General features: G+C 72.4%; 20 protein-coding genes. 1 reads left to right on the forward strand and 19 read right to left on the reverse strand.

The genetic code is table 11. From position 1 onward, the window contains the following. Genes RKD23_RS01050 through RKD23_RS01080 form a run of 7 tightly spaced genes read right to left on the reverse strand, consistent with a single transcriptional unit; the run spans position 1 to position 6,160 of the window. Positions 1-669, reverse strand: coding sequence for an HAD family hydrolase (locus tag RKD23_RS01050; RefSeq protein WP_424851799.1), 669 nt, complete (start codon positions 667-669; stop codon positions 1-3). Positions 670-696: 27 nt separating this feature from the next. Continuing rightward, positions 697-1,800, reverse strand: a complete 1,104-nt coding sequence (locus RKD23_RS01055) for a glycosyltransferase family 4 protein (RefSeq protein ID WP_424851800.1) — start codon at positions 1,798-1,800, stop codon at positions 697-699. Next, complete coding sequence (locus tag RKD23_RS01060) at positions 1,797-2,324, reverse strand: dCTP deaminase (RefSeq protein ID WP_424851801.1); 528 nt, start codon at positions 2,322-2,324, stop codon at positions 1,797-1,799. Before RKD23_RS01060 ends, RKD23_RS01055 begins: the two co-directional genes overlap by 4 nt. Further along, positions 2,321-2,851: a dCTP deaminase gene (gene dcd, locus RKD23_RS01065; protein ID WP_424851802.1), complete on the reverse strand. Its 531-nt coding sequence runs from the start codon at positions 2,849-2,851 to the stop codon at positions 2,321-2,323. The genes RKD23_RS01060 and dcd overlap by 4 nt, the downstream gene beginning before the upstream one ends. After that, positions 2,848-3,828 (reverse strand): diiron oxygenase, encoded by a 981-nt coding sequence (locus RKD23_RS01070; protein WP_424851803.1) that lies wholly within the window; start codon positions 3,826-3,828, stop codon positions 2,848-2,850. Before RKD23_RS01070 ends, dcd begins: the two co-directional genes overlap by 4 nt. 29 nt (positions 3,829-3,857) lie before the next feature. After that, entirely contained in the window at positions 3,858-4,904 is a 1,047-nt protein-coding gene (locus RKD23_RS01075; RefSeq protein WP_424851804.1) for a methyltransferase, read from the reverse strand. After that, positions 4,901-6,160: a cytochrome P450 family protein gene (locus RKD23_RS01080; protein WP_424851805.1), complete on the reverse strand. Its 1,260-nt coding sequence runs from the start codon at positions 6,158-6,160 to the stop codon at positions 4,901-4,903. Before RKD23_RS01080 ends, RKD23_RS01075 begins: the two co-directional genes overlap by 4 nt. A 320-nt stretch (positions 6,161-6,480) precedes the next feature. Between RKD23_RS01080 and RKD23_RS01085 the strand changes: the two genes are divergently transcribed. Further along, positions 6,481-7,140, forward strand: coding sequence for a LuxR C-terminal-related transcriptional regulator (locus tag RKD23_RS01085; protein WP_424851806.1), 660 nt, complete (start codon positions 6,481-6,483; stop codon positions 7,138-7,140). A 51-nt stretch (positions 7,141-7,191) separates the two neighbouring features. Here RKD23_RS01085 and RKD23_RS01090 read toward each other — a convergent pair whose 3' ends face one another. From RKD23_RS01090 to RKD23_RS01145, 12 genes are all read right to left on the reverse strand, one after another. Beyond that, on the reverse strand, positions 7,192-8,364 hold the full coding sequence (locus RKD23_RS01090) for an NAD(P)/FAD-dependent oxidoreductase (protein ID WP_424851807.1): 1,173 nt from the start codon (positions 8,362-8,364) through the stop codon (positions 7,192-7,194). Between the two features lie 20 nt (positions 8,365-8,384). Beyond that, positions 8,385-10,208, reverse strand: coding sequence for a SagB family peptide dehydrogenase (locus RKD23_RS01095; RefSeq protein WP_424851808.1), 1,824 nt, complete (start codon positions 10,206-10,208; stop codon positions 8,385-8,387). Next, on the reverse strand, positions 10,205-11,737 hold the full coding sequence (locus RKD23_RS01100) for a SagB family peptide dehydrogenase (RefSeq protein WP_424851809.1): 1,533 nt from the start codon (positions 11,735-11,737) through the stop codon (positions 10,205-10,207). Before RKD23_RS01100 ends, RKD23_RS01095 begins: the two co-directional genes overlap by 4 nt. A gap of 11 nt (positions 11,738-11,748) precedes the next feature. Continuing rightward, positions 11,749-13,764: a TOMM precursor leader peptide-binding protein gene (locus tag RKD23_RS01105; RefSeq protein WP_424851810.1), complete on the reverse strand. Its 2,016-nt coding sequence runs from the start codon at positions 13,762-13,764 to the stop codon at positions 11,749-11,751. Further along, positions 13,757-15,631 carry a hypothetical protein gene (locus RKD23_RS01110; RefSeq protein WP_424851811.1) on the reverse strand — a complete coding sequence of 625 codons (1,875 nt, stop codon included), beginning with the start codon at positions 15,629-15,631 and terminating at the stop codon, positions 13,757-13,759. The genes RKD23_RS01105 and RKD23_RS01110 overlap by 8 nt, the downstream gene beginning before the upstream one ends. Positions 15,632-15,799: 168 nt before the next feature. After that, positions 15,800-16,942: a nucleotide disphospho-sugar-binding domain-containing protein gene (locus RKD23_RS01115; RefSeq protein ID WP_424851812.1), complete on the reverse strand. Its 1,143-nt coding sequence runs from the start codon at positions 16,940-16,942 to the stop codon at positions 15,800-15,802. Between the two features lie 51 nt (positions 16,943-16,993). Further along, the gene (locus RKD23_RS01120) at positions 16,994-18,061 is read right to left on the reverse strand and encodes a glucose-1-phosphate thymidylyltransferase (RefSeq protein ID WP_424851813.1); all 1,068 of its coding nucleotides are present in this window, start codon (positions 18,059-18,061) and stop codon (positions 16,994-16,996) included. A 34-nt stretch (positions 18,062-18,095) separates the two neighbouring features. Beyond that, positions 18,096-18,932, reverse strand: coding sequence for an ABC transporter permease (locus tag RKD23_RS01125; RefSeq protein ID WP_424851814.1), 837 nt, complete (start codon positions 18,930-18,932; stop codon positions 18,096-18,098). After that, positions 18,929-19,930 carry an ATP-binding cassette domain-containing protein gene (locus tag RKD23_RS01130; RefSeq protein ID WP_424851815.1) on the reverse strand — a complete coding sequence of 334 codons (1,002 nt, stop codon included), beginning with the start codon at positions 19,928-19,930 and terminating at the stop codon, positions 18,929-18,931. The genes RKD23_RS01125 and RKD23_RS01130 overlap by 4 nt, the downstream gene beginning before the upstream one ends. A 22-nt stretch (positions 19,931-19,952) precedes the next feature. After that, positions 19,953-21,194 (reverse strand): cytochrome P450 family protein, encoded by a 1,242-nt coding sequence (locus RKD23_RS01135; RefSeq protein WP_424851816.1) that lies wholly within the window; start codon positions 21,192-21,194, stop codon positions 19,953-19,955. After that, the gene (locus tag RKD23_RS01140) at positions 21,191-22,432 is read right to left on the reverse strand and encodes a macrolide family glycosyltransferase (protein WP_424851817.1); all 1,242 of its coding nucleotides are present in this window, start codon (positions 22,430-22,432) and stop codon (positions 21,191-21,193) included. Before RKD23_RS01140 ends, RKD23_RS01135 begins: the two co-directional genes overlap by 4 nt. Beyond that, positions 22,429-23,655 carry a macrolide family glycosyltransferase gene (locus RKD23_RS01145; protein ID WP_424851818.1) on the reverse strand — a complete coding sequence of 409 codons (1,227 nt, stop codon included), beginning with the start codon at positions 23,653-23,655 and terminating at the stop codon, positions 22,429-22,431. Before RKD23_RS01145 ends, RKD23_RS01140 begins: the two co-directional genes overlap by 4 nt. Positions 23,656-23,780: the final 125 nt, after the last annotated feature.

Below are 23,780 nucleotides of genomic sequence, written 5' to 3' on the forward strand. Positions count from 1 at the left end.
TCAGACCTCCGTCCGGGTCGCGGCGGTCATGGCGGGCGTCGGCGGTGGCCAGGTCATCCCGGTGAGATCGGGAACGATCAGATCGGCCGCGGCCAGCGCCTCGGCGGACTGGGTGGATGTGATCGCCACGCAGTCGGCGCCGGCGCTCTTGGCCGCCGCGACCCCGGCCGGCGCGTCCTCGAAGACCACGACGTCGGCGGGCGAGACACCCAGCGCCGCACAGCAGGTGAGGCAGCCTTCCGGATCGGGCTTGCCGCGGCTCACGTCGTCGGAAGTGACCAGCACGTCGAACAGGTCCAGCGCCCCGACCGCGCCGAGTTCGTGCCGGGCGTAGTCCCGGGTGCCCGAGGTCACCAGGCCGAGGGGGACCCCCGACTTCCTCAGCCGGGCGAGGAGTTCGAGGGCGCCGGGGATCGCGCCGACCGGGGGCATGTCGGGGAGGGTCGTGTAGGCGAGGGCCTCGGCGAAGAGTTCCTCCACGGTGCGTCCGGGGAAGCGGGGCAGGTGGTCGAGCAGTGCCTCGCGAGGGGGCCGCCCGGCGAAGCCCCGGATGACGGCGTCGTCGTGGGGGACGCCGTGGTTGCGGAAGAGCCGCGACCACGCCTCATGGCTGCGGGGCTCGGTGTCGATCAGGGTGCCGTCGAGGTCGAACAGCGCGGCGGTGTACATGTCGGTTCCTTCGGGTCGGTCGGTGGCTCACCGCACCTGGGCGGAGAGGGCGGCAAGGTCGCGGGCGGTCCTGGAGAGCGGAAAGCGTGCCGCGTTGGCGAACCCGGACCGGCGCAGGCCCTCCAGCGCGCCGGGGTCGTCCCGCAGCCCGGTCAGCTCGCCCAGCGCCCGCCGCGGATCGGCGAGGAGATCGAGGGGCAGCGCCGAGTCGGCCAGCGCGTCCCGCAGCCCCGGCACCGGCTGGTACGCCACCGGCAGCCCGCACGCCTGCGCCTCCACGGCCACCAGACCGAACGCCTCCAGCTTCGCGGACGGCACCACCAGCAGATCGTGCTCGGCGAACACCGCCCACAGCTCCTGGCGGCGCAGCCACCCGAGGTGCCGTACGGCCGACAGGTCCCGTTCCCCGGCCAGCCGCCGGAACTCGGCGGCCGGAGCCGCCATGCTGAGCCGCACCCCGGGTACGCCGGTCAGCACGGCGACCAGTTCGGCGGCGCCCTTCTCGGCGGTGAGCCGGCCGGCGTACAGCACGCGCAGCGGCCCGTCCTCCCGGGGGACGCGGACCGGCGGCTGGGCCAGCAGGGCGTCCGGGACGCCCCAGGGGATGTGGACGATACGGCCGCTGTCCGTCTGCGGGGCCAGGCGGCGCAGTTGGTCGGCCATCCCGGCTGTCGGCACCACCAGGGAGCGGGCCGCCTCGACCGCCTCCCGCAGCACGGCGCCCTGGGTCTCGTACTCGGCGGCGAACAGCAGGTCCGTGCCGTGCACCAGGCCGATGGCGGGCTGCTTGGGGTAGCCCCGCAGCAACGCCGGGGTGGCGCCGAAGGCGAGGTGCTGGAGGTGGACGACGTCCTGCTCGGTGTGCGGGAAGCGGGCGGTGACCGCGTCCGTCAGTCGGTCGACGTAGGCCCAGAAGCCTTCACCGCTGAGCTGTTTGCCGGGGACGTCCAGCAGGGCGAGGGGGCTCGCGCCGGGCGGCGGGCCTGCGTCCGCGGTCCCGGGGGCCAGCATGAACGCGCTCGCCGCCAGCGGCCCGTCCGGGTCGAGGTACAGGTCCTTGAGCAGCTCGACGCTGCCGCCCGGACTCCCCCAGGGCAGATCGAGTCCGGTCAGGACACGGGGCGCGCTCACCGCAGCTCCTCGTACAGCCGCGAGATGTCGATCCCGCTGGTCCGGGTGTATTTGCGGCCCAGGCTCTGGTAGCTGGACATCGCGCCCTCGGCGACCAGGAAGACGATCTTCCCGAAGGGCATCAGCGGATAGACCCGCACCGGCCGCGCCACCCGGATCTCCAGGGTCCAGCGGATGGCGTGACCGACGTGTCCGAGCGGGGCGGAGACATGGACCCAGATGCCGAGCGCGCCGAGGCTGCGGTCACCGTTGATCATCTGGGCGTAGCGCTCGGAGTGGGTGCGCTCGTGGGTGACGCCGAGGTAGAGCTGCCCCGGCCGCAGCACCATGCCCTCGGGCGGGATGACGTGCTCGGTGACCCGGGTCGCGGCGGCGGCGTCCAGCTCGTCGCCCTCGCAGATCCGGATGCGGTCCCCGAGGTGCCAGTCGTAGGCGTTCGGCGAGATCCGCCCGGGATCGTAGGGCTCGATCACGATGTCGCCGCGCTCCACGGCGGCGGCGATCGCTTCGCGGGTGAGGATCATGTCGTCGGCACCGCCACGTCCCTCCAGTAGCGGGACTCCTGGGGGCCCGCCGAGGACTGGTACTTGCCGCGGTAGAGGTCGACCTCGCCGAGCGACACGAAGAACATGATCTGGCCGATCTTCATCCCCGGGTACACCCGCAGCGGCCGGACCGGGGAGAGCATCAGCGTCCACTGGCCGTGGAAGCCGATGTCGCCGATGGGCGCCGTGATCTCCACGAACAGCCCGAGCCGCCCGACCGAGGACCGCCCGAAGAGCAGCGGCACATACCTGTCGGAGCCGACCTGTTCCACGGTGTGCCCGAGATAGAGCTGGTCGGGTCTGAGGACATAGCCGTCCTCCCCGATGACGATCTCCCGGGTGGCGTTGGGCCGGTAGGGGTCGATGACCTCGTCGGTGTAGGTCAGCAGCCGGTCGCCGAGGCAGACGTTGTAGCTGTTGGGGTTCACCTGGGCCGGGTCGAACGGCGAGATGACGATCCGGCCGTCGTTCGCGGCCTCGGTGATCTCGGGACCGGTGAGGATCACGCGGCCCTCCCCGCTCCACCCGTGGCACCCGCGGCGCCCTCGAAGTCGAAGTCCACCCGGTCCGCCACGTCCAGCTCCCGCAGCATGCGCAGGATGCCGGAGAAGTCGGTGACGAGCAGGTCGGCGTGTCCGCCGCTGCGGGAGTCCTCGACGATGTCCCGGGCCTTGGGGATGCCCGCGAACTCCAGGACCTTCAGCCACCAGTCGAAGTCCTCGGCGCAGAAGGCGTTGATGCCGGCGGGCAGGGACGCCACGAAGAAGTCCTGCTGCGGCTTGGAGAGGTTGACGAAGACGTCCTTCATCACCTCGACCATGACCGGGCCGTGCGCCGACTCGTCGCGGGCGTGCAGCCGGGCGATCGTGGAGTGCAGCGGCTGCACGGTGGTGTCCCGGGCCATCAGGTCGAGGAAGGCGTTGACGCTTACCTCGCCGACCGTGGTCCACAGCAGGAGGAGCAGGTCCGACTCCCAGCGCTCGGCGGAGGCGTCCTGCGCCTCGTACAGCAGCCGGTTGGTGACGGGGTGCCCGCAGTCGGGTTCGGCGGTGATGCCCCGGGCCTCGCGGGTGCGCTGCATGCCGAGCATGTGCATGTACGTGTGCCACACCTCGTCGATGTGGGACTGCCGCACGATCTCCTTGACCTCGAAGCGGTCCACCCCGGGAAACACGGCGTGGCCGAGCTTCTCGAAGGTGGGGTTGACGACGAACTCCTCGGCGGCCACGACGCGTTGGTTGTACGCGATCCAGCCCAGGGTGTTCACCGTGCGCCGCTTGTCCTCCGGGGCGTCCCGGAAGTCGGGGTGCTCGCCGAACGGCATCAGCGCGACGGGGTAGTCGAGGAGTTCGGGGTCGTACTCCTCGGCTCCGGTGACCTTCTCCATGTCGGTGCGGACGGTGGCCCGACGCGGCCAGGCCGCCGCCAGCCGGCGGAGCGTGCCGGGGCCGACCTGGCCGGTGGCTTCCTCGATGGTTCCCAACTCTTGCGTTCCTCCGTTGCCTTGCCGCGTCATTCGGCCGGTCCGGCGGTGGCGCGGGCCTCGATGACCCGGTATCCGCTGAAGCCGAGCGGCGCGCCCATCTCTGTCAGCTCGAGGCCGGCGGCGTCGAGGAGCTCGGTGAACTCCCGCTCGGTACGCTCTCGGCCGTGGGTCAGGACCATCAGGTTGAGGTCGCTGACGGTGAGGAAGGGGTCGGTCGTGGTGTCCGCGACAGGCGGTGCGACGACCTCGACGATCAGCACGCGGGCCGGGTCCGCCATGGACCGGCGGCAGTTGCGGAGGATCGTCACGCAGGTGTCGTCGTCCCAGTCGTGCAGCACGCTCTTGAGCACATAGCGGTCGCCGCCCTCGGGCACGGCGGTGAGGAAGTCCTGGGCGGCCAGTTCGCACCGGTCCGCGACGCCCGCGGCGGCGAGGACCTCCGGGGCCCCGGCCACCCCCACCGGGGTGTCGACCAGAATCCCGCGCAGGTGGGAGTGGTGCCCCAGCACCCCGGCGAGCAGGGCGCCGTTGCCGCCGCCGACGTCCACGACGGTCTTGACGCCGTCGAAGTCGTACGACCGGGCCAGCGCCTGTGCCTCCGCGCCGCCACTGACCGCCATCGCGGCGTGGAACTCCGCGCCCAGCTCCGGATCGGCCGCGAACAGGTCGAAGACCGAGCCTCCGGTGACCGACTCCACGGACGGCCGTCCGGTGCGCAGACACTCGGTGAACCGTCCCCAGGAGGCCCAGACGGCCTCGCTGAAGTAGGGCATCAGCATCGGGCGGACGGACCCGGGCACATCCGCGCGGAGCAGGTGCCCTGCCGGGGCCAGCCGGAAGCCGTCCTCGCCCTCCTGCTCCACCACGCCGAGGGTGGCCAGGCCCCGCAGCAGCCGGCGCAGCGCCGGGGTCCGGGTCCCGGTGTGTTCAGCCAACTCCTCGGTTGTCAGGGGCGCTTCGGCGAGGAGGTCGGGGAGGCGCAGCCGGGCGGCGGCGTGGATCATCTGGGCGGGAATGAAACCGAAGGCGAGGCGGTAGAGGTGGGCTGCCGCCATCGGGTCGATCGCGTTCACGTGCCACTCGTTTCTGGACGAACTGGATGAACTGAATGAACAGGAGCGAAGGAGATGGGCAGTGCGGTCAGCCCGCACAGGATGCTGATCTGGCGCCAGCGCAACTCGTCGGCCGGGACGGCCAGTTGCAGTCCGTCGAACCGGCCGAGCAGCGCGCCGAGTGCCGTGGTCGCGAGCATCCGGGCCAGCGGGGCGCCGAGGCAGTAGTGGATGCCGTGACCGAAGGCCAGATGGGGGTTGGCCGTCCGCCGCACGTCCAGGGCGTCCGCGTCCAGGAAGGCGCCGGGGTCCCGGTTGGCCAGGGACAGGCCGATGTTGACGACCGAGCCGCGGGGGATCACGGTCCCGCCGATGACCACGTCTTCGACGGCGACCCGGAGTGCGGACTGGCCCGCCGATCCCTCGTAGCGCAGCAGTTCCTCCACCGCCGACGGCAGCAGCGCCGGGTCGTCACGGACCAGGGCCAGCTGGTCCGGGTGGAGCAGCAGGGTGAGCAAGCCGTTGCCGATGAGGTTGGTGGTCGTCTCATGTCCGGCGACGAGCAACAGCACGGCCAGGCCGATGAGTTCGTCCTCGTCGAGGCTGCTGCGCTGTTCCTGGGCCACGATGAGGGCGCTGAGCAGATCGGGCTGCTCGTCCGGCGCCAGGTCCGGTCGTACGGAGGCGCGCTTGGCCGCGACGAGCCGGGTGAAGTAGGCGCGCAGCCGGCGGGAGCGCTCCTCGCGGGTGCGCGGTCCGGCGGCGGTGGACAGGGTGCGCCGGGCCCAGGTGCGGAAGACGTCCCGGTCCTGGGTGGGGACGCCGAGCAGCTCACAGATGACCAGCACGGGCAGCGGGAAGGCGAGGTCGGCGATGACGTCCGCTCGCCCGGTGGGCGCGAGGACGTCGAGGAGTTCGGCGGTGACGGCCTCGGCCCTCGGCGCCAGCGCGTCGATCCGACGGCGGGTGAACCCGTGGGAGACGAGTCGGCGCAGCCGGGTGTGGTGCGGCGGATCGTTGTTGGCCATCGGGGAGTAGGCGTTCGCGGTGTCGACCGAATGGCCGAGACGGCGCGGATCGTTGGAGAGTCCGGGGGCGCGCAGGGCCTGGCGGGCCTCGGCGTACCGAGAGATGAGCCAGTACGTGAAGCCGCTCTCTTCCCGTACCAGGCGGACCGGTGGCTGCATGCGCATCCGCTCGTGGACAGCGTCCGGTTCGGTGAGCAGCCGGTAGGGACTGAAATCGAGCAACGGTTCGAGATCCGGCTTGGCCTGCACCTGTTCCCCCTGAATCGACCGACCGGATCACCTTCGCACCGTGGCCGGAAGCTGTCGTCCGCCCCTGGACCGGATTTGCTTCTCAGACTGGAGGTTGAGCTTCCGACTCCGTCTCCACCGGCTGCCGCCCGGGGCCGTGAAGCCGGGATCCAATGGCGCTAGATCTTTGCGGCGACCTATCAGTACTCTGCAGGACGAGACGAGTGGTCCAGACCAGCGGTCTTGGCCGTTTCCCGTTATGTCCGTCTTCGGGATTCATGCACTCATGGGGGTTATTTCACAGCATGACGAACACAACTGGGGCTGACTGTATAAGGGTCGTGATCTGCGACCCACGCCATCTGATGCGAGCGGGCATGGTCAGCGTCCTGGAGAGAGAACCGGACATCAGCGTGGTGGGCGAAGCCCTCGACGGCCGGGAGATGCTCGCCGCGGTGCAGAGCCTGCACCCGCATGTCGCACTCATCAACCACGACGCCGACACCGTGGACGGCATCGCCATGGCGCGCAGTCTGCGCAGAATCGACCCGGACAACGCGCCGGGCGTCCTCATGCTCAGCTCAAGGACCGAGCACGCGGAGCTGCTGTCGGCGCTGAAGGGCGGGGTGCGCGGCTTACTCCCCGGCAACTGCGCCCCGCGGATCCTGCCCGCCGCCATCCGTGACATCGCCGGCGGCGCGATGGTACTGAAGTCGCCGAACGCCGTGCAGCTGATCGGCAGACTGCTCAACCGCTCACCCGAGGTGGCCGCTTTCGCGGGCTCCGGGAAGCTCGAGCTGCTCACCACCCGGGAGCGCGATGTGCTCTCACTCGTCGCGAACGGCCACTCCAACCTGGTGATCGCGAAGATGCTGTCCCTGAGCGAGGCGACGGTCAAGTCCCACCTCTATCACCTGTGCCAGAAACTCGGCCTGCGCGATCGCACCCAGGCCGTGATCCTCGCGTACGAGACGGGTCTGGTCCGCCCCTGCGCGGCCTGATCCGGCGGTTGGGGGCGGTGTCGGTGGCAGCGACCGACACCGGCATCGTCCTCAGCCCGCCGCGGGGAGCAGTTCGGCCGCGTCGACATGGCTCACCGCCACTGACAGGAAGGCGTTCGCGGACGCCGGATCGCTCGCGATCCATCGGGTGAACTCCAGCCTCTCCTCGGTCACTTCGAGCCGCGCGGTGTCGAGCGCGGTCCGGTAGCGCGGCTCCATCAGCCTTCGGTGGCCGTCGGCATAGCGGTCCAGGGCGGTCTCCAGCTCCCGCTCGTCGTGCAGCCCCGCGCCGACCGACCCGGCGAGCAGTGCGGCCTGTTCGAAGGCGTCGCTGATGCCGGTCCCGGTGATGGAGTCCTTGTGGCATCCGGCGTCCCCGACCAGGACCCAGCCCGGCCCCCTGACCTCTCGGATGTGGTTGAGCTGGCTGCCGGTGCCGCGCAGCCGCTCCACACGCCGTGCCGACAGGGCACGTTCGGCCAGGTCGGGGGCGGTGGTCCGGATGGCCTCCCGGTAGGCGCGGTCCGCGTCCCGCCGTATGTCCTGGAACTCCGCCTGAGGGAAGTAGGCTGCCACCAGGGTGAGTTCGTCGTGGGTGCCGACCACGCCGATGAGCCGTCCGGTCCGTTCATACACCTCGAACTGTGCGGGCAGCCCCTCCCAGTAGCCGTAGTAGACGCAGGTGCGCGGGGTGTCCTCCCGCTCGACCGCCGCACCGCACAGGCCTGCCAGCGTCGAGCGCATCCCGTCGGCGCCCACCACCAGCCGGGCCCGCACCGCGCTCTCGCCCCGGTCGGTCCGGCAACGCACCCCGGTCACCCGGCCCCCCTCGGCGAGCACGCCGGTGACGGTGTGCCCCTGCCGGAACTCGGCCCCGGCCTCGACAGCCGCGTCGATCAGCATGCTGTCCAGGACGTATCGCCGCGGCGCGTACACCGCGTCGATGCCCTCCTCCACAGGGACCGGTCCGGCGAGCCGGACGTCCTGGAGCGTGTAGGAGATCCGGCGCACCGGCGGGCAGCCGGTCGCGGCGAGCCGGTCCAGCAGCCCCCAGCGCCGGAGCAGCCGCAGTCCGGGCCGGTGGATGTGCTGGGTGGAGAGGGTGTCACTGGGGAAAGCCGCCCGGTCCAGCAGCAGGACCCGGTACCCGGCCCGCGCGAACAGCAGCGCGGTCGAGGCACCGGCGCTGCGCGCGCCGGCCACCACCACGTCGTAGGACTCCATGAGTCGGGTGCTCCTTCTGTTCAGAAACCGGCTCGCAGGGGCAGGTGCGGGTCCGTGCGGTCCGGTGCGCGGGGGCCCACGGTCACCAGCACCAGCGGCTGGAGCGGACCCGCGGTCAGACCGAGGGCCGACCGCACACCCTCGGGGTCGAAGTCACAGTGCACATGGCTCTCCAGGCCGGCGGCCGCGGCGGCCAGCGCGATTCGCTGGGCCGCGGCACCAGCGGCGATGTTCTGCGCCCGGTACCAGCGGTCCCCGCAGCGCTCGACCCCGCCGCGCGGATCGCCGCAGACCGCGAGGACCGCGGTGGCGGTACGGCATTCGTCGGCCAGCATGGGGCTCTTGGCCGCGGCGAGCACGTCCCGTGCGGCGTCGGCCCGCCGGGTGCCGATCAGCGCGTGGGCCTCGGCGTCGTACACATACGCGCCCGTCTCGACCTCCGGGACCCGCTGGAGCAGTCCGGCGAGTCGGACCGGGACCTCCGCCCCGGTCACCGGGGTCCCCGCGGCGGCGAGGAGGGCGGCGAGCGTCCGCTCGGCCACCGGGGCCGGCCGGAAGCCGTACGCCGTCCGGCGGCCCGGGAAGCCGTCGGCGAGGTCGAGGGAGGCGGCCGGCAGGGCGTGCCGGGGGTCGTCGGGGAGCGGCCAGGGGGCCGGGCCGTCGCCGAAGTCCCCCGGTGCGGCGCGTCGGATCGCGGCGTGCAGCGCCGCGGCCTCGGCCAGGACGGGGACCTCGCTGATGAGGACCGGGGTGGGCACGGCGACGGGAAGCTCGGTGACAGTAACCGGCTCGGGTTCGGGGACGGGCACCTCGGTGACAGAAACTGGGCCGGGCCCTGCGACGGATGGCCCGGTGACACGGACCGGGTCCGGCTCTGCGACGGGCACCTCGGAGACAGGGACCAGGCCGGGCCCTACGACGGACAGCCCACTGACACGGACCGGGTCCAGCTCTGCAACGGGCACCCCGCTGACAGGAACCGAATCGCGCACGGCCGCGCGCACCTCGGTGACACGGACCGAGCCCGGCTCTGCAACGGGCACCCCGGAGACGGGAACCAGGCCGGGCCCCGCGGCAGGCAGCTCGGTGTGGTGGCCGGTGGCAGGCGCCGCTGCCGGTGCGTCCGGCCGGTGCAGGGTGATCACCGCGAACACGCTCTCCGCGAAGGAGGAAAGGCCGAGCAGATCGTCCAACGCGGCGTCCTCGTAGCGCAGATGGACGGTCGCCGTCAGGCCCGCCGCCTCGGCCGAGGCCACCGTCTGCGCGGCCGCCACCCCGACGTCGAGGCTCTGGAGGCGGTAGCCGAAGACTCCGTACTTGGCCATGTTGCGCCACAGCACGCTGCTCAGCAGCAGGACGAACTCCGATTCACGTGCCGGTGGTTCGGCGAGCAGGCGCGTGACCAGGTGACGTCCGTCGTCCGCACGCAGGTGCTCCAGGACGTGATGGACCGGGTCGTAATGGGAGAGCCCGGCGGGGAGACCGTCCAGGGCGGGGTGCGCTAGGTAGAACTCCACGGGGTAGCGGGAGCCGGAGGCGGCTGCGGTACGGCCGGGTGACAGGAGCCTCGGGCGGGCGGCTGAACCGCCGAGGCCGAGCGGCATGATGCCGCTCATCCAGCGCATCCGGGTCAGTCCGCCCGCCCGGTGCAGCAGCCAGGACAGACGCCGGAGCGGATCCGCGTCCCGGGGACCCGGTCGGTCCGGCAACGGCAGACGGCGCGCCGACGGATAACGCTTGTGGACCGGCGGAAGCCGGAGCGGGTCGGCCACGGGCAGCGCGTCCGGCGGCTGATGGCCGGAGTCCAGGTACTGCAGGGCGGCCGAGGATGTCGAGGACGTCATGCGACCCTCCAGTGCGGGACGGGCATCAGATAGCGCTCGTCGTCACCGGGGGTGCCGAGGGAGATCTGGAACACCGGCTCGTGGCCCGGCGGCAGACGCAGCGCGCGGGCGAGCGACCCGGCGGCGTAGCCGTTGTGGATCCGCGCGGCGAGCCCGGACCGGGCGCTCAGCACGCACAGCCGCTGCGCGACGATGCCAGCCTCGTGGTGCAGCACCCGGAACCCCCGGTCGCCGAATGCCAGTTGGCCGCGGCGGGCCGGCACCGACAGGAAGACGACGGCGTTCACCGAGCGGTAGTCGATATTGGCCGCCTCCAGGCCGAGACCGGCGGCCCGCGCGGGACCGAGGTGCCGTAGGCCGTGTGCGGTCACCTCGTGCACTCCGTCCTCGACCCCGGTCACATCCACCGCCCACAGGTGCGCCCGCACGGGCGGCGCGGAACCTTCCGGCACGGCATCGGACCCGTACGGCGTGAAGGCGGGCAGGACCGCGTCGAGCACGGCCGCCACCGGCACCGGCCGCGGCTTCGGGTGGAACACCGGTGCGCCCGAGGTGCGTGCGCGCAGACACTCGGCGAGTTCCCCGGCCGGGGCGGGCACGGCGGGCGCCTGCTCCTCGTGGGGCAGCCGGGCGAAGGACGCCGTGTCGGTGAGCCGCGCGGCGGTGTCCAGCTCGATGAGGTCGGCGAGCGCGCCGACACCGGTGGCGGGACGAGCAGGCAAGGGCGTCAATGCCACCTCCGCCTCGATGGACGCCGGGGCAGGGCCTCCGCGCCCCGCGTACAACGGCACCACCGCGGCCAGGCTCTCCTCCGGACGCGAGACCCCGATCAGCCGCTCCAGCGGCCCGTCGACGAACTGGTGCCGCACCTCTCCCCGCACGCCGAGCGTGCCCGCCACCATGAGCGCGTTGCCGGCCACCAGACCCGTCTCCTGCGCGCACAGCCGGTACGCGTACGCCCCGTACCGGAACGCCGTGCGCCAGAAGACCGTGGACAGCAGCAGCACGCCCACCGCACCCTCCAGGTCCGTGCCGAGCGCCGCGCCGAGCAGGGTGCGGAAGTCGCCGGCCCGCAGCAGGACGAGGGCGTGGTGCGCGGGGTCGTAGGCGTACACGCCCGCGGGCAGTCCGTCGTGGCCCGGCGTCCACAGGTACGTCTCCACCGGCGCGAAGCAGCGGGCCGAGGGTGCGGCCCGGTGGTAGGGCCAGCGGGCGGTGGGGCCGAACTCGGTGCGCAGGACACCGCAGGTGTAGTGCAGCAGCGCGGAGTGCAGGCCGACGCTCGGCGCGGGCGGGCTTGCGGTGCCGTCGCCGAGGGCCCGGCTCAGCGTGCCGAGGGTCCGTGGCGGCGACGGCAGCGGATACCGGGGCAGCGAGCCGTGGCGGGTGAACCGCTCCGGTTCCTCCGGGGCGCCCTCCCGACCGCCCGGCCCCCGCCCGATCAGGTCGGCGTAGTCGTGCAGGGACCGGTGCCAGTACCGTGCCCCGGGCGGCTCGGGGGCCCGGTCGGCCCCTTCGACATCAGTCATCCGCGGGGTCCTCACGGGAACGGGTGGGGGTGGGGGTTGATGTCCTGGGGCGTCAACACACGGTCGCGGTAGCCGAGTTCGTACGGCACGGTCAGCAGCCTCGGGATTCCGTCGACACGCCGGTTCTGGTGCCCGAACGTCATCGGCAGGGTGCCCGGCACCATGACCTTGACGCAGGCGAAGCCGCCCGCCCGGTGTTCCGGGGTCGTCTGGTCCACGACCAGGACGTCCAGGCCCCGGTCCAGATAACGGCGGAGCATCTCCTCCAGGTCCGCCCGCAGATCGGTGTGCGCGGGCCACCGCCACTGCTCCTCGAAGCCGGCGAACGGCCGTGCCTCGCGCTCCCCCAGCAGGAAGTCGAACCGGTCGAAGGCGTCCTCGTGGCTGTAGAGCACGGAGTGGTCGCCCATCACCTTCACCAGGGACGGGTCGCGCACCATCTCTGCGGCGCGTTCCCGCTCCGCCGCGTCGTAGATCTTGGCGTGCTCCAGCAGATGTGCCGTCTCGTGCAGGACGTTGACGACGGCCTTCTCGGCCAGCAGCGCGGAGCCGCCCGCGCACAGCACACGCGGTCGGCCCGGGTCGCCGAGCGTGTCGAGCCCGACCGCCCAGAAGCACGGGACGCCCTGTTCCAGGGTGGCCGAGTACAGGCGGACCGCGTACCCCGTCCGTTGGCGCAGATGCTCGATCATCATGGGGATCGAGCGGTCTCGCGCGGAGTCCGGGTCGACGCGCGGGATCGGCATCCGTCCGTACCAGGTCATCAGGAAGGCGTCCCGTTCGGCCACCTCCAGCAGCCCGCACAGGACGGCCTCCTCCAGACAGCCGCCCATGGCGCAGCCGTTGGAGATCTCGTAGACGAAACGCGGGTCGTCGTGGCTGTGCGCCGCGTAGTAGGCGTACCGCTCAGGGACCAGCACCGGCTCGGCGCGGGCGAAGGACCAGCCCCACACCCAGGGCATCACCAGGTCCTCGTGGTAGCGGACGTAGGGGAAGCCGGGCAGGTCGTGGCGGTCGTCGGGGTAGAGCCCGAAGGTGCGCGGGTCCACGGCGCGTTCTCCCAGCTCCCGTCTGCTCGCCGTGACCGTGGTGCGCCGCCCCCGCGGCTGCTCCCCGCCGAACCGCTCCAGTGCCTCCAGCACGGCGGTGATCCGGGAGGTGCGGTAGTCGGTCGTACGGCCCCAGCCGTGCTGCGAGCTGTTGCCGCGCAGGGAGCTGAGCGGGGCCACCGCGCGCGGCAACGGCCCGCCCCGCTCGTCGTCCACGGACGGTACGACACCGGCGGCGCGGTCCACGTAGAGGTCGTACAGCTCCTGTTCGCGCGCCACGACGTTCTGCACCCGGAAGACGTCGGGCGCGGGCTTGGGGCGGGCCGCCGGGGCGATCCGTGCCGCCTCGGGACCGTCGGGCGGCAGACCACCGCAGTCCGCGCAGAGCGTGTACGGCAGGTAGCGGTGGGAGCTGACGGCGAGCGAGGCGAGTTCGACGCGGAGGAACCGGTCGTCCGGCCGGCGGCCCTCGGCGGTGCCCGCGCGGTCGGCGGCGTCCTGCGGCAGGGGTTCGCCGGTCAGGGTCGACCGGAGGAGGCCGACGGCGAGTTCGGCCGCGACGGCCGCCGCCGTCCGGGTGCGCAGCGGCGTGAGCCGGGCGGACAGGGCGGTGCCGTGGCGGGCGCGCAGGGTCTCGTGGTGCTGGGCCTTGTCGCGGGCGAGGCGGCGGCGCCAGTCGGCGCAGGTGGGGCAGGCGTCCCCGACGACGGGTCCGACATGGATCGCGTCCGCCCCGGTGCTGAGCGGGATCCAGGGGACCCCGGCCGCCTCCGCGGCCTTGCGGATCTCGGCGTAGCCGGTCGTGTCGGCGGTGTCCGAGGCCATCAGGACAGCGGCGCAGGAGCCGAGCGCGTCGGCGAGCGCGCCGTGGTCCGGCCGTACCAGCGGGAAGGAGCGGGCCAGGACGGCGGCGGTGGCCCGGTCGAGGAGTCCGCCGTCACCGAGCAGGGCGACCGGGCCGGTGGGGTGCTCACGCATCGAGCAGCACCACCCGGACGAGATGCGGCAGTACGGCGTGCACGGCCGGGTCCTGGTCCAGCGGTACGACGACGGGTTCGAGTCCGTCGTCGCGCAGGGCCTCGACGAGCGGGCGGTGCCGTTCCCCGTCGGCGCCCTCGGAGGGGGCCCACAGGGACACTTCGGGTGAGGGCGTGTACTCGGTCTGGTCGTGCGTGTGGGCCTGGTGGGCCAGCAGCAGGCGCCCCAGGCCGGACGCGGCGGCCTCGGCGGGGGTGAAGCCGGCCCCGTGCTCGGTCAGCCCGGTCCGCGCGTCACCGAGGCGGAAGGCGTAGGCGCTGACCCCGGCGGGGGCCGGGAGCGCGTACGCCGACAGTTCCTCGCCCGTGGTGAGCAGAAGGTCGCGCAAGCGGCCTGCCCGGTCGTCGAGTTCGAGGTCGGCCAGTGCCACCGGCTCGCGCCGCTCCGTCGGCAGCCGTCGCACGAGATGGTCAAGCAGCGCCCGCTCCACGGCGTCGTCCCATGTCGCACCTGCGCCCGTACCGACGGGGAGATGCCCGAACACCTCGTCCGCGGGTATGTCCCTGACCGTGCCGTCCGCCGCCGCGAACCCGGTCACCGCGGCGTCCGCCGACAGCGCGCCGGCGCGGACGGCGTACGCGGCGAGTCCGTGCCGCAGCGCGGCGTCCTGGGCCTGCGCGAAGTCGGCCCCCGCGCCCCACACCGGGAAGGAGTCCCCGGGGTGCCCGGGGTCGGCCACGGCGACGCGGACGACCCGCAGCGGGAACTGCTCGTAGTGCCCCTCGGTCACCGGCCCCAGCACCCCGAGCCGCTCATCGGTCAACGCACGTACACGTTCGGCGAGTTCGCCGCCGACGGAGGCGTCCGGCGCTTCGGCGAGCCGGTGGACGGAGGTCTGAAGCGTCTCCAGGTCGACACGAACGGCACCGGCCGCCGCGGTGTCCTCCTCCGCGACCCCGGTGACGTGCTCGAAGGCGCGGAACACCAGGTGGTTGGCGACGATGCCCGGCACGGGCCCGGTGAGCAGGTCGGTCCGCGTCTCCTCGGCCGGGCTGCCCAGTCTCCGCCACAGCCTCTCCCAGCGCATCGCGGGACGGTCCGCCGGGCACACCGGCCCGATCCAGGCCTCCTCGCCGAGGAGCGTCACGGCGATCAGGGTCCGGCCGAGTTGCGCGCAAGCGAGGTCGACGGCCGTGAGGTGCACGGGACGGGTGCGGTCGGCCGCGTACAGGACGAGGTCGGCGGCCTCGACCGCGTGCCGCAACGCCGCCGTGTCGGTGACGTCCAGCGATCCGTGGTCCAGGTGCTGTTCCACCGCACGGTCCCGGGCGTCGTCGGCGAGTTCCTCCAGCCGCGCGCTCACCCCCGGCTCCTCCCCGCCGGTGGTCAGGGCCGAGACCCGGGCAACACCCGTGAGCAGGGCGCCCTCCACGGTGGCGCAGAGCACCGCGCCCGCGCCGAGGACCAGGAGCCGGGTACGGCGGTACCGCTGGAAGCGCAGCGCGGGCGAGGAGCGGAAGGACTCGACGAAAGCGATCTCGGTGGCGTACGCCTCCATCTCGGCCTCCGACAGGGTGTGTTCCTTGTCCTCGCCGACATCGCGGACCAGTCCGGCCTCGTGCAGGGCGCCGACGAGCCGCTCGACCATCTGCCGGGTCGCGGGCCGCATGCTCGCGGTGAGGTCGCCGACGCTGTGTCTGCCGTCGAGGTGCGGGGACAGCTTCTCCAGCCACGCGTAGGTCGAGGCGCCCTGGAAGGTGACGATGTCGCTGCCCTGGGTCAGCAGCACACCGTCTCCTTCGGGGGTGGGCGTGAAGAAGACGCCGGTTCTCATCCGCGGGCGCATGGCCGCGATCGTGCTCTGCATGGTGGAGGACTCCGCATTCTGCTGGTCGGGCTGCGCGCCCCGGGCGAGTCGTGAGGTCGATCGTGTCAGCGGACCCCCGCCCCGGTCGTCCGTCGGCAGTCTGCATTCCTGCCTCCGCCGAGAAGAGGCGGGCGGGCCCGGTCTCCCACTGGCGTGGGGGCCGGGGACTCAGATTCGCTGGTGATGGCGGGTCAGCTCCTCCAGCACCGGCACGAGTTCGGCGGGTCCCGGAAGCCGCGCCAGCTCCTCGCGCCAGACAGCGGCGCCCTCCCGGCAGTCCTGGAGAACCGACCGCAGAGCCGCCCGCAACGACTTGGGGTCCGACTCCCCTCGCCGGAGGGCGACTCCGGCGCCTTTGCGTACGAGCTGTACGGCCGCCGCCTCCTCGTCCCAGGCCGGCTCCGGAACGATCACCTGGGGCACGCCCGCCGCCGCGGCCGACGCGAAGACCTCGGCACCGCCGTGGTGGACGACCGCCGAGCAGCTCGGGAGAAGCCGCGCCCAGGGGGCGTCCAGCGGGCCGACCAGCTCGATGTCCAGCTCCCGCAGGGCGTCGGCGAACTCCTCCCCCGCCACCCAGACCCGCGGTCCCAGCGGCCGGCCGCGCAGCCGCTCCGGGATGCTGCCGCCCCCGCCGTACGGCACCCAGCGCACGTTCTCGTACCGGACGCCCGGCGCGGGCAGCCGCATCCCCGGCGGCATGGGGTCGACGGTCCACTGGCCGAGGACCAGTTCCTCGGCGTAGGGCAGCCCGTAGGGTTCGAGGAGCTGCTGCATGGTCTCCTCCAGCGGCTCCGGGAAGCCGTCGCCGGGGGCCTGGTCCCGGTAGCGCGCCGAACGCCCGCGCAGCCAGGCGATGTTGTCGCGGCCCCACAGCAGGCGGGCGTGGGCGGCGCCGCCGACGCGGGCGGCGACGGCGGCCGGGAGGCAGAAGGGGTCCCACAGCACCAGGTCGGGCCGCCAGCGGACGACGGTACCGGTGAGCTCCTCCAGCAGGGGGCGCAGGGCCGCGAAGGCGCGGGTGGTCCGGTACCACTGGGCCCCCCAGTCGGGGCAGCCCCCCGGGCCGATGTGCAGTCCGCCTCCGGGGTGGCCGGCCAGGGCGGGGTTGCGGCTGAGGTCGGTCAGCGCGGCGAGGTCCTCGCCCTGGCCCACCGGGACGGCCGCGAGCCCCGCCTCGGTCACCCGGCGCACCAGGTCCGGGTGGGTGGCGACGCGCACCTCGTGGCCGGCGTTCTGGAGCGCCCAGGCGAGCGGGGGCACCGGGAAGGCACGGGCCGCGACAGGAAAGGCGGCGAACAGGACACGCACGAGGTCACTTCCTTCTCGCCGGGTGTTCGATGAGCCGGCGGTTGCAGTGCGTCATGAGGCGATCCGCACGGTGCTGTGGTCCCCGAGCACCAGCCGGTGCGAGGTGGGCACGCGGGGCGCGGGGGCGACCTGGACGTGGCAGCCGATGAGGGAGGCGTCGATCCGGCGCACTCCGGTGATGGTCGCTTCGCTCAGCACGATGGAGAACTCGATCTCGCTGTCCTCGATCCGGCAGTTCTCGGCGATCGAAGTGGACGGTCCCACATAGGAGTTGACGATGACCGATCCGGCGCCGATCAGTGCCGGGCCCACGATCCGGGAGCCCCGCACGACCGCTCCCGCGCACACCCTGACCCGGCCGACGAGTTCGCTGTCGGCGCTGACGCTGCCCTCGACGGCGGGTTCGAGCACTTCCAGGACACTGCGGTTGGCCTCCAGCATGTCGGCGACGGTGCCGGTGTCCTTCCAGTACCCGGTGATGACGGTCGGGCGGATGTCCCGGCCCTGCGCGAGCATCAGCCGCAGCGCGTCGGTGATCTCCAGCTCGCCCCGCTCGGAAGGGGCGATGGCGCGGACGGCCGCGTGGATGGCGGGGGTGAACAGGTAGACGCCGACGATGGCCAGATCGCTCGCGGGCCGCTCCGGCTTCTCCCGCAGGTCCGTGACGCGGCCGTCGGCGGAGAGCGTCGCGACGCCGTAGGCACTGGGGTCGGGGACCCGGGTCAACAGGAGCTGGGCGTCCGGGCGGTGCGCGTGGAACTCGTCGAGCAGCGCGCCGAGGCCGCCGACGATGAAGTTGTCGCCGAGGTACATCAGGAAGTCGTCGTCACCGAGGAAGTCCCGGGCGATCAGTACGGCGTGGGCGAGGCCGAGCGGCCGGGGCTGCGGAAGACAGGTCACCCGCAGCCCGAAGTCGGAACCGTCGCCGACGGCCCGCCGGATCTCGGCGGCGGTGTCGCCGACGATCACCCCGACGTCCTTGATCCCGGCGTCGGCGATGGCTTCGAGGCCGTAGAAGAGGACGGGTTTGTTGGCGATGGGGACGAGTTGTTTGGCGGAGGTGTGGGTGATCGGGCGCAGTCGCGTGCCCGCGCCGCCCGCCAGCACGAGGGCTTTCACGAGACTCCTTTCGATGCTCGGTGCGTCAGGGTGCTCAGTGCCTGGGCGCGCGGAACGCGGCGACCGTGAGCGGGCCAAAGACCACGAGCAGCAACAGCGACCAGCCGAGCGTGGCGGCGATCGGGTGCGCGATCGGCCAGGCGGCGTCGGCGGGTGCGGCGACGGGGTTGCCGAACAGCTCCCGTACGGCCGACACCACCGCGCTCACCGGGTTCCAGTCGGCGAGCAGCCGCAGCCCCGCGGGCAGCCCTTCGGTGGGCACGAAGATGTTGGAGATCATGGTGAGCGGGAACATCAGCATGCCGACCAGGTCGGTCGCCGACCGGGAGGGCATGACCTGGCCGATCCACATCCCCAGCCAGCTGAAGGCGTAGCGGGCGAGGAGGAGCAGGGCGAGCCCCGCCACCACCCCGGTCGGGCGCCAGCCGACCAGCAGCCCACAGCCGGCCATCAGCACCAGGGTGATGACCCCGCCGAGGCACTCGGCGAGCGACTGTCCGACGGGCACACCCGTGCGGCTCATGGGCAGCGAGTGGAAGCGGTCGGTGATCCCCCGCTCCTTGTCCTCGGCCACCACGGCCGCGCTGGCGGCGATGCCGAACACCGCCATCTGGGCGAGCATGCCGGGCACCAGGAAGTCGACGTACGAACCACCGCCGGGCGGCCGCATGTTGCTGCCGAGCACGTAGACGAACAGCAGGGTGAAGAGCAGCGGGATCACCAAGGCCATCACGGCCCGCTCCGGGGCGCTGCGCAGGTGCAGGAGATAGCGCCGGGCGACCGTCGCCGCGTCCCCGGCGCACCAGCGCAGCCGGGACAGCAGGGGTTCGTCGGCGGTGTGCCAAGTGGTGGGCAAAATAGGGGTGTTCACACAGACTCCCGGTCACGGTCCGGTCGGCGCATGAGATTGAGGAACACCTCGTCCAAGGTGGGCCGTCGCAGGGCGAGATCCGCTACGGCGATGTCGGCGGCCTCCAGTTCGCGCAGTGCCGTGGCGAGCACGGCCGTGCCGGGCGCCGCCTCCGCGCCGAGGGCCAGGGTGACCCGGCGGGGGTCGTCGCCGGTGTCGGGAGTCCGGCCGCCGGCTCGGGCCAGGATCTCGGCGGCCCGGCCGCGCTGCCCGGCGTGGCGGACGGTGAGGTCGATGGACTCGCCGCCGAGCGCGGACTTCAGCTCGAAGGGGGTGCCCTCGGCGACGACCCGGCCGCCGGTGCCGTCCGGGTCGTGCAGCACGGCGATCCGGTCGGCGAGATGGTCGGCCTCGTCCAGGTATTGCGTGGTCAGCAGCACGGTCGTCCCGGCCCGGACCAGCTCCCGCACGCTCTCCCACAGACCGCTCCGGCTCTGTGGATCGAGGCCGGTCGTGGGCTCGTCGAGGAACATCACCGCGGGTGGGACGACCAGCCCGAGGGCGAGGTCGAGCCGCCGGCGCATCCCGCCGGAGTAGGTGCGCACCGGCCGGTGGGCCGCCTCCAGCAGTCCGAACCGCTCCAGCAGCTCCTCGGCCCGTCGCCGTGCGGCGGCTCCGCGCATCCGGTACAGCCGGGCGAACATCTCCAGGTTGTCACGCCCGCTGATCACCTCGTCCACCGAGGCGTACTGCCCGGTCAGCGCGATGCTTCCACGCACCCGGGCGGGATGCCGGACGACATCGTGCCCGGCCACACGGGCGGTCCCGCCGTCCGGGACGGACAGGGTCGCCAGGATCCGGACCAGCGTGGTCTTCCCCGCGCCGTTGGGCCCGAGCAGTCCGCAGACAGTGCCGGGTGCGACGGTGAGGTCGACTCCGCCCAGGGCGGGCGTCGCCCCGAACGCCTTGTACAGGGCGCGCACCTCGATCGCGGGGGCGTCGGGCGGGGGTGGGGGCACGGGTTCTCCTCGGGACGAAGACTTAGGGTCGGGTCCGGGCGGCGGGGCGCAGCCGCACCGGCAGCGTCAGCAGCCCGCGCATGTCCCCGACGGGACGCCACAGCGGGGGCGCGCTCGGATCGGCCGCGGCCGGCTCCGGGCAGCGGTCGAGCAGTACGGCCAGGACGGTCTCCGTCTGGAGCCGGGCGAGCGGCGCGCCCAGGCAGAAGTGGATGCCGTGGCCGAAGGAGAGATGGGGGCCGCGGGCCCGGGTGAGGTCCAGCCGGTCCGGCACGGGGAAGACCTCCGGGTCCCGGTTGGCCGCCGAGAGCGCCACGCTGACGACGCTGCCCGCCGGGATGACGGTACCGGCGACCCGTACGTCCTCCCGTGCCACCCGCAGCGTGGTCCGCGCCAACGACGTCTCAAAGCGCAGGAGTTCATCCACCGCGGAGGGCAGCAGCTCGGGACGGTCGCGCAACAGCGCGAGCTGGTCGGGATGACGCAGCAGGGCGTCGACCGCGTTGCCGATCATCCCCGTCGTCGTCTCATGGCCCGCCACGAGCAACAGGACCAGCAGGCCGACGAGTTCCTCGTCATCGAGGCGCTGCCCCCGGTCATGTGCCACCACGAGAGCCGCGAGCAGGTCGGGCTGCTCCTCCTGGGGCAGGTCGGTGCGCACGTGGGGGCGCTTCGCGGCCACGAGGGAGGCGAACCAGCGGTGCAGTCTGCGGGTGCGCTCCGCGGGCCCCGATCCGTCGCCGGAGACGGTGAGCATCCGGGTGGCCCAGGTCAGCAGCGCGCCCCGGCTTCGGTGCGGCACCCCGAGCAGCTCGCTGATCACCAGGACCGGCAGCGGGAAGGCCAGCGCCGTCATCAGGTCGACGACGTCCTTGTCCAGGACCGCGTCGAGGAGTTCGCGGGTGAGCCGTTCGACCCGTGGCCGTAGCTCCTCCACCCGGCGCGGGGTGAACGCACCGGAGACCAGCCGCCGTAGCCGGGTGTGGTCCGGAGGGTCGCTGTTGACCAGGGGCAGGAAGAAGCTGTCGGCGCCGGAGACGCCGTACCCGGCGGAACTCAGCGCCTCTTCGGCGAGCCTGGGGTCCTTTGAGAACCGGGGGTCGAGCAGGACGGCTCTGGCGTCGGCGTGCCGGGTGATCAGCCAGTACTCCAGGCCCTGCGGGTTGCGCACGAGCCGGGGGCCGGGGCTCTCGCGCAGCCGGGCGTAGTAGGCGTGCTGATCGGCGAAGAAGGCGGGCGTGTCGATCTCGGTCGGCGAGGTCACCGGGAGTCCAGCAGGGATTCGATGGCGTCGGCTGCTGCGGGGGCTCCGCCGGCCCGCTGGATGTGTCCCCTCATCTCCTGCACCCGGGCACCGAACGAGGAATCGGACAACACCCCCAGCGCCGCCCGCCGCAGACCGTCGGCCGTCACCTCGCTCCGGTGCAGCATCACCCCGAGCCCCAGCTCCGCCACCCGGTCCGCGTTCGCCCGCTGCTCACTCATCTGCGGAATCGCCACCATCGGCACCCCGAACGACAGCGACTCCATCACACTGCCCATCCCGGCATGCGTCACGAACAGATCCGCCTCACGCAACACCCGAAGCTGCGGCACATGCGCCCGCACCTCCACATGCCCAGGCACCCCCACCAACCGCGCCGGATCGACCCGGTCCCCCACCGCCATCACCACATCCCACGGCAACCCGGCAAACGCATCCACACACGTCTGGAAAAACCCCAGATCATCGTTGTGAATCGTCCCCAACGACACCAGCACCAACGGCCGATCCCCACCCGACCCACGACTCCACACCCCGTCCGTGGCCCGCTGTCCGGGGCAGGGACCGACGAAGTGGACGTCGTCGCCGAACGTCTCGCCCCGGAACTGGAACTCACGCGGGATGAACACCAACGCCGGACCCGACTCGCTCCCGGTCATCAACTCCTTGGGCCGGAAGGGGACTTGCACCCGCTCCAGCAGCTTGGCGACACCGTGGTAGACGCGCATGACCTCCGGGTGCAGCGGATTGACCTCGGTCCGGTCACTGGCCAGCGACCAGTCGGCGCTCGCCGCGAAGGTGGTCCGGTACGGCAGCGCCGTGATGCCCCGTCGTGCCGCGGCCAGCCGGGCCGCCCACCCGGACGGGTCGTCGTACACCACCAGATCGGGCCGGTCCGCCGCGAACGCGCGGTCCAGCGGCCCGAGTACGGCCACGGTCTCGCGCAGCAGATCGCGCAGCACCTTCGCGAGGTCGGCGCTGCCGAACCGGTCCGAACGCTCCCCGGCGCTGTCGTCGGCCGGCAGCCCGTCCATGGTGGACTCGTAGCGCAGGGGCGTCGCCCCGGTCCCGGCCACGGCGGCGGCGAACCGGTCGGTCGTCGCGAAGCTCACCCGGTGCCCGCGCCGCGTCAGCTCCTCGGCGACACCGAGCGCCGGGTTCACATGGCCGTGTCCGGGCAGAGCGAAGAAGGCGATGTGCGCCGGGCGGGGTCCACCGGCCTGGCGGAGACCGCTCACCGTCCCACCTCTGCCCGCACCAGCAGGGATTCGATGGCGTCGGCCGCTGCGGGGGCTCCGCCGGCCCGCTGGATGTGTCCCCGCATCTCCTGCACCCGGGCACCGAACGAGGAATCGGACAGCACCCCGAGCGCCGCCCGCCGCAGACCGTCGGCCGTCACCTCGCTCCGGTGCAGCATCACCCCGAGCCCCAGCTCCGCCACCCGGTCCGCGTTCGCCCGCTGCTCACTCATCTGCGGAATCGCCACCATCGGCACCCCGAACGACAGCGACTCCATCACACTGCCCATCCCGGCATGCGTCACGAACAGATCCGCCTCACGCAACACCCGAAGCTGCGGCACATGCGCCCGCACCTCCACATGCCCAGGCACCCCCACCAACCGCCCAGGATCCACCCGGTCCCCCACCGCCATCACCACATCCCACGGCAACCCGGCAAACGCATCCACACACATCTGGAAAAACCCCAGATCATCGTTGTGAATCGTCCCCAACGACACCAGCACCAACGGCCGCTCCCCACCCGACCCACGACTCCACACCCCGTCGAACCGGCGCTCCGACCAGCAAGGCCCCACGAAGTGGAAGTCCGCCCCGAACGTCTCACCCCGGAACTGGAACTCACGCGGGATGAACACCAACGCCGGACCCGACTCGCTGCTGCCGAAGAACTCCTGGGCGCTCAGGCCCACTCCGAGGTCCGCCAGCATGGTGGCGATCTCCCCGTAGACGGCGTTCAGTCCGGCGTGCTCCGGCTCGAAGGTCGCGTACTCCCCGTCCGTACCGAGCGACCAGTGCTCGTTCGCGGCCAGCGTGGGGATGCTCCGCACGGCCGGTATCCCCCAGCTGTGCGCGAGGAGGCGGCCCGTCCACCCGGACAGTCCGTCGTGGACCAGCACGTCCGGACGGTCACCGGCGAACGCCTCGGCGAGCCTCGGGTACACCGCCTCGGTCTCTCGCACCAGGCCCCGCAGCACCTGTACGAAGTCGCCCGTGGTGAACCGGTCGACGCTCTCCAGGTCGTTCATCGCGTTCCGGGTCTGCCGCATGGTCGACTCGTACGGCACCAGCGTGGCGCCGGCCTCCTCGACCTCCGCGCCCTGGCGTGCGGTGACCGCGTAGCTGACGCGATGGCCGCGCGCCACGAGTTCCGCGACGATCCCCGCCGTCGGATTGACGTGACCGGTTCCAGGAATGTTGAAGAAGGCGATATGGGACATCGAACCACCTGTGTTTCCGGGCGGGCAGAACTGTCATCGGACCGGCAACGTAGCAAAGGATTCTGCCCGTTCGGTATGCGCGGGCTCCGTCCGATGCCGTAATGGAGGGATGGTGAGCCCGCGGC

It is taken from the genome of Streptomyces sp. SAI-170 (assembly GCF_049739565.1).
In the GTDB taxonomy this organism is placed as follows: Bacteria; Actinomycetota; Actinomycetes; order Streptomycetales; family Streptomycetaceae; genus Streptomyces.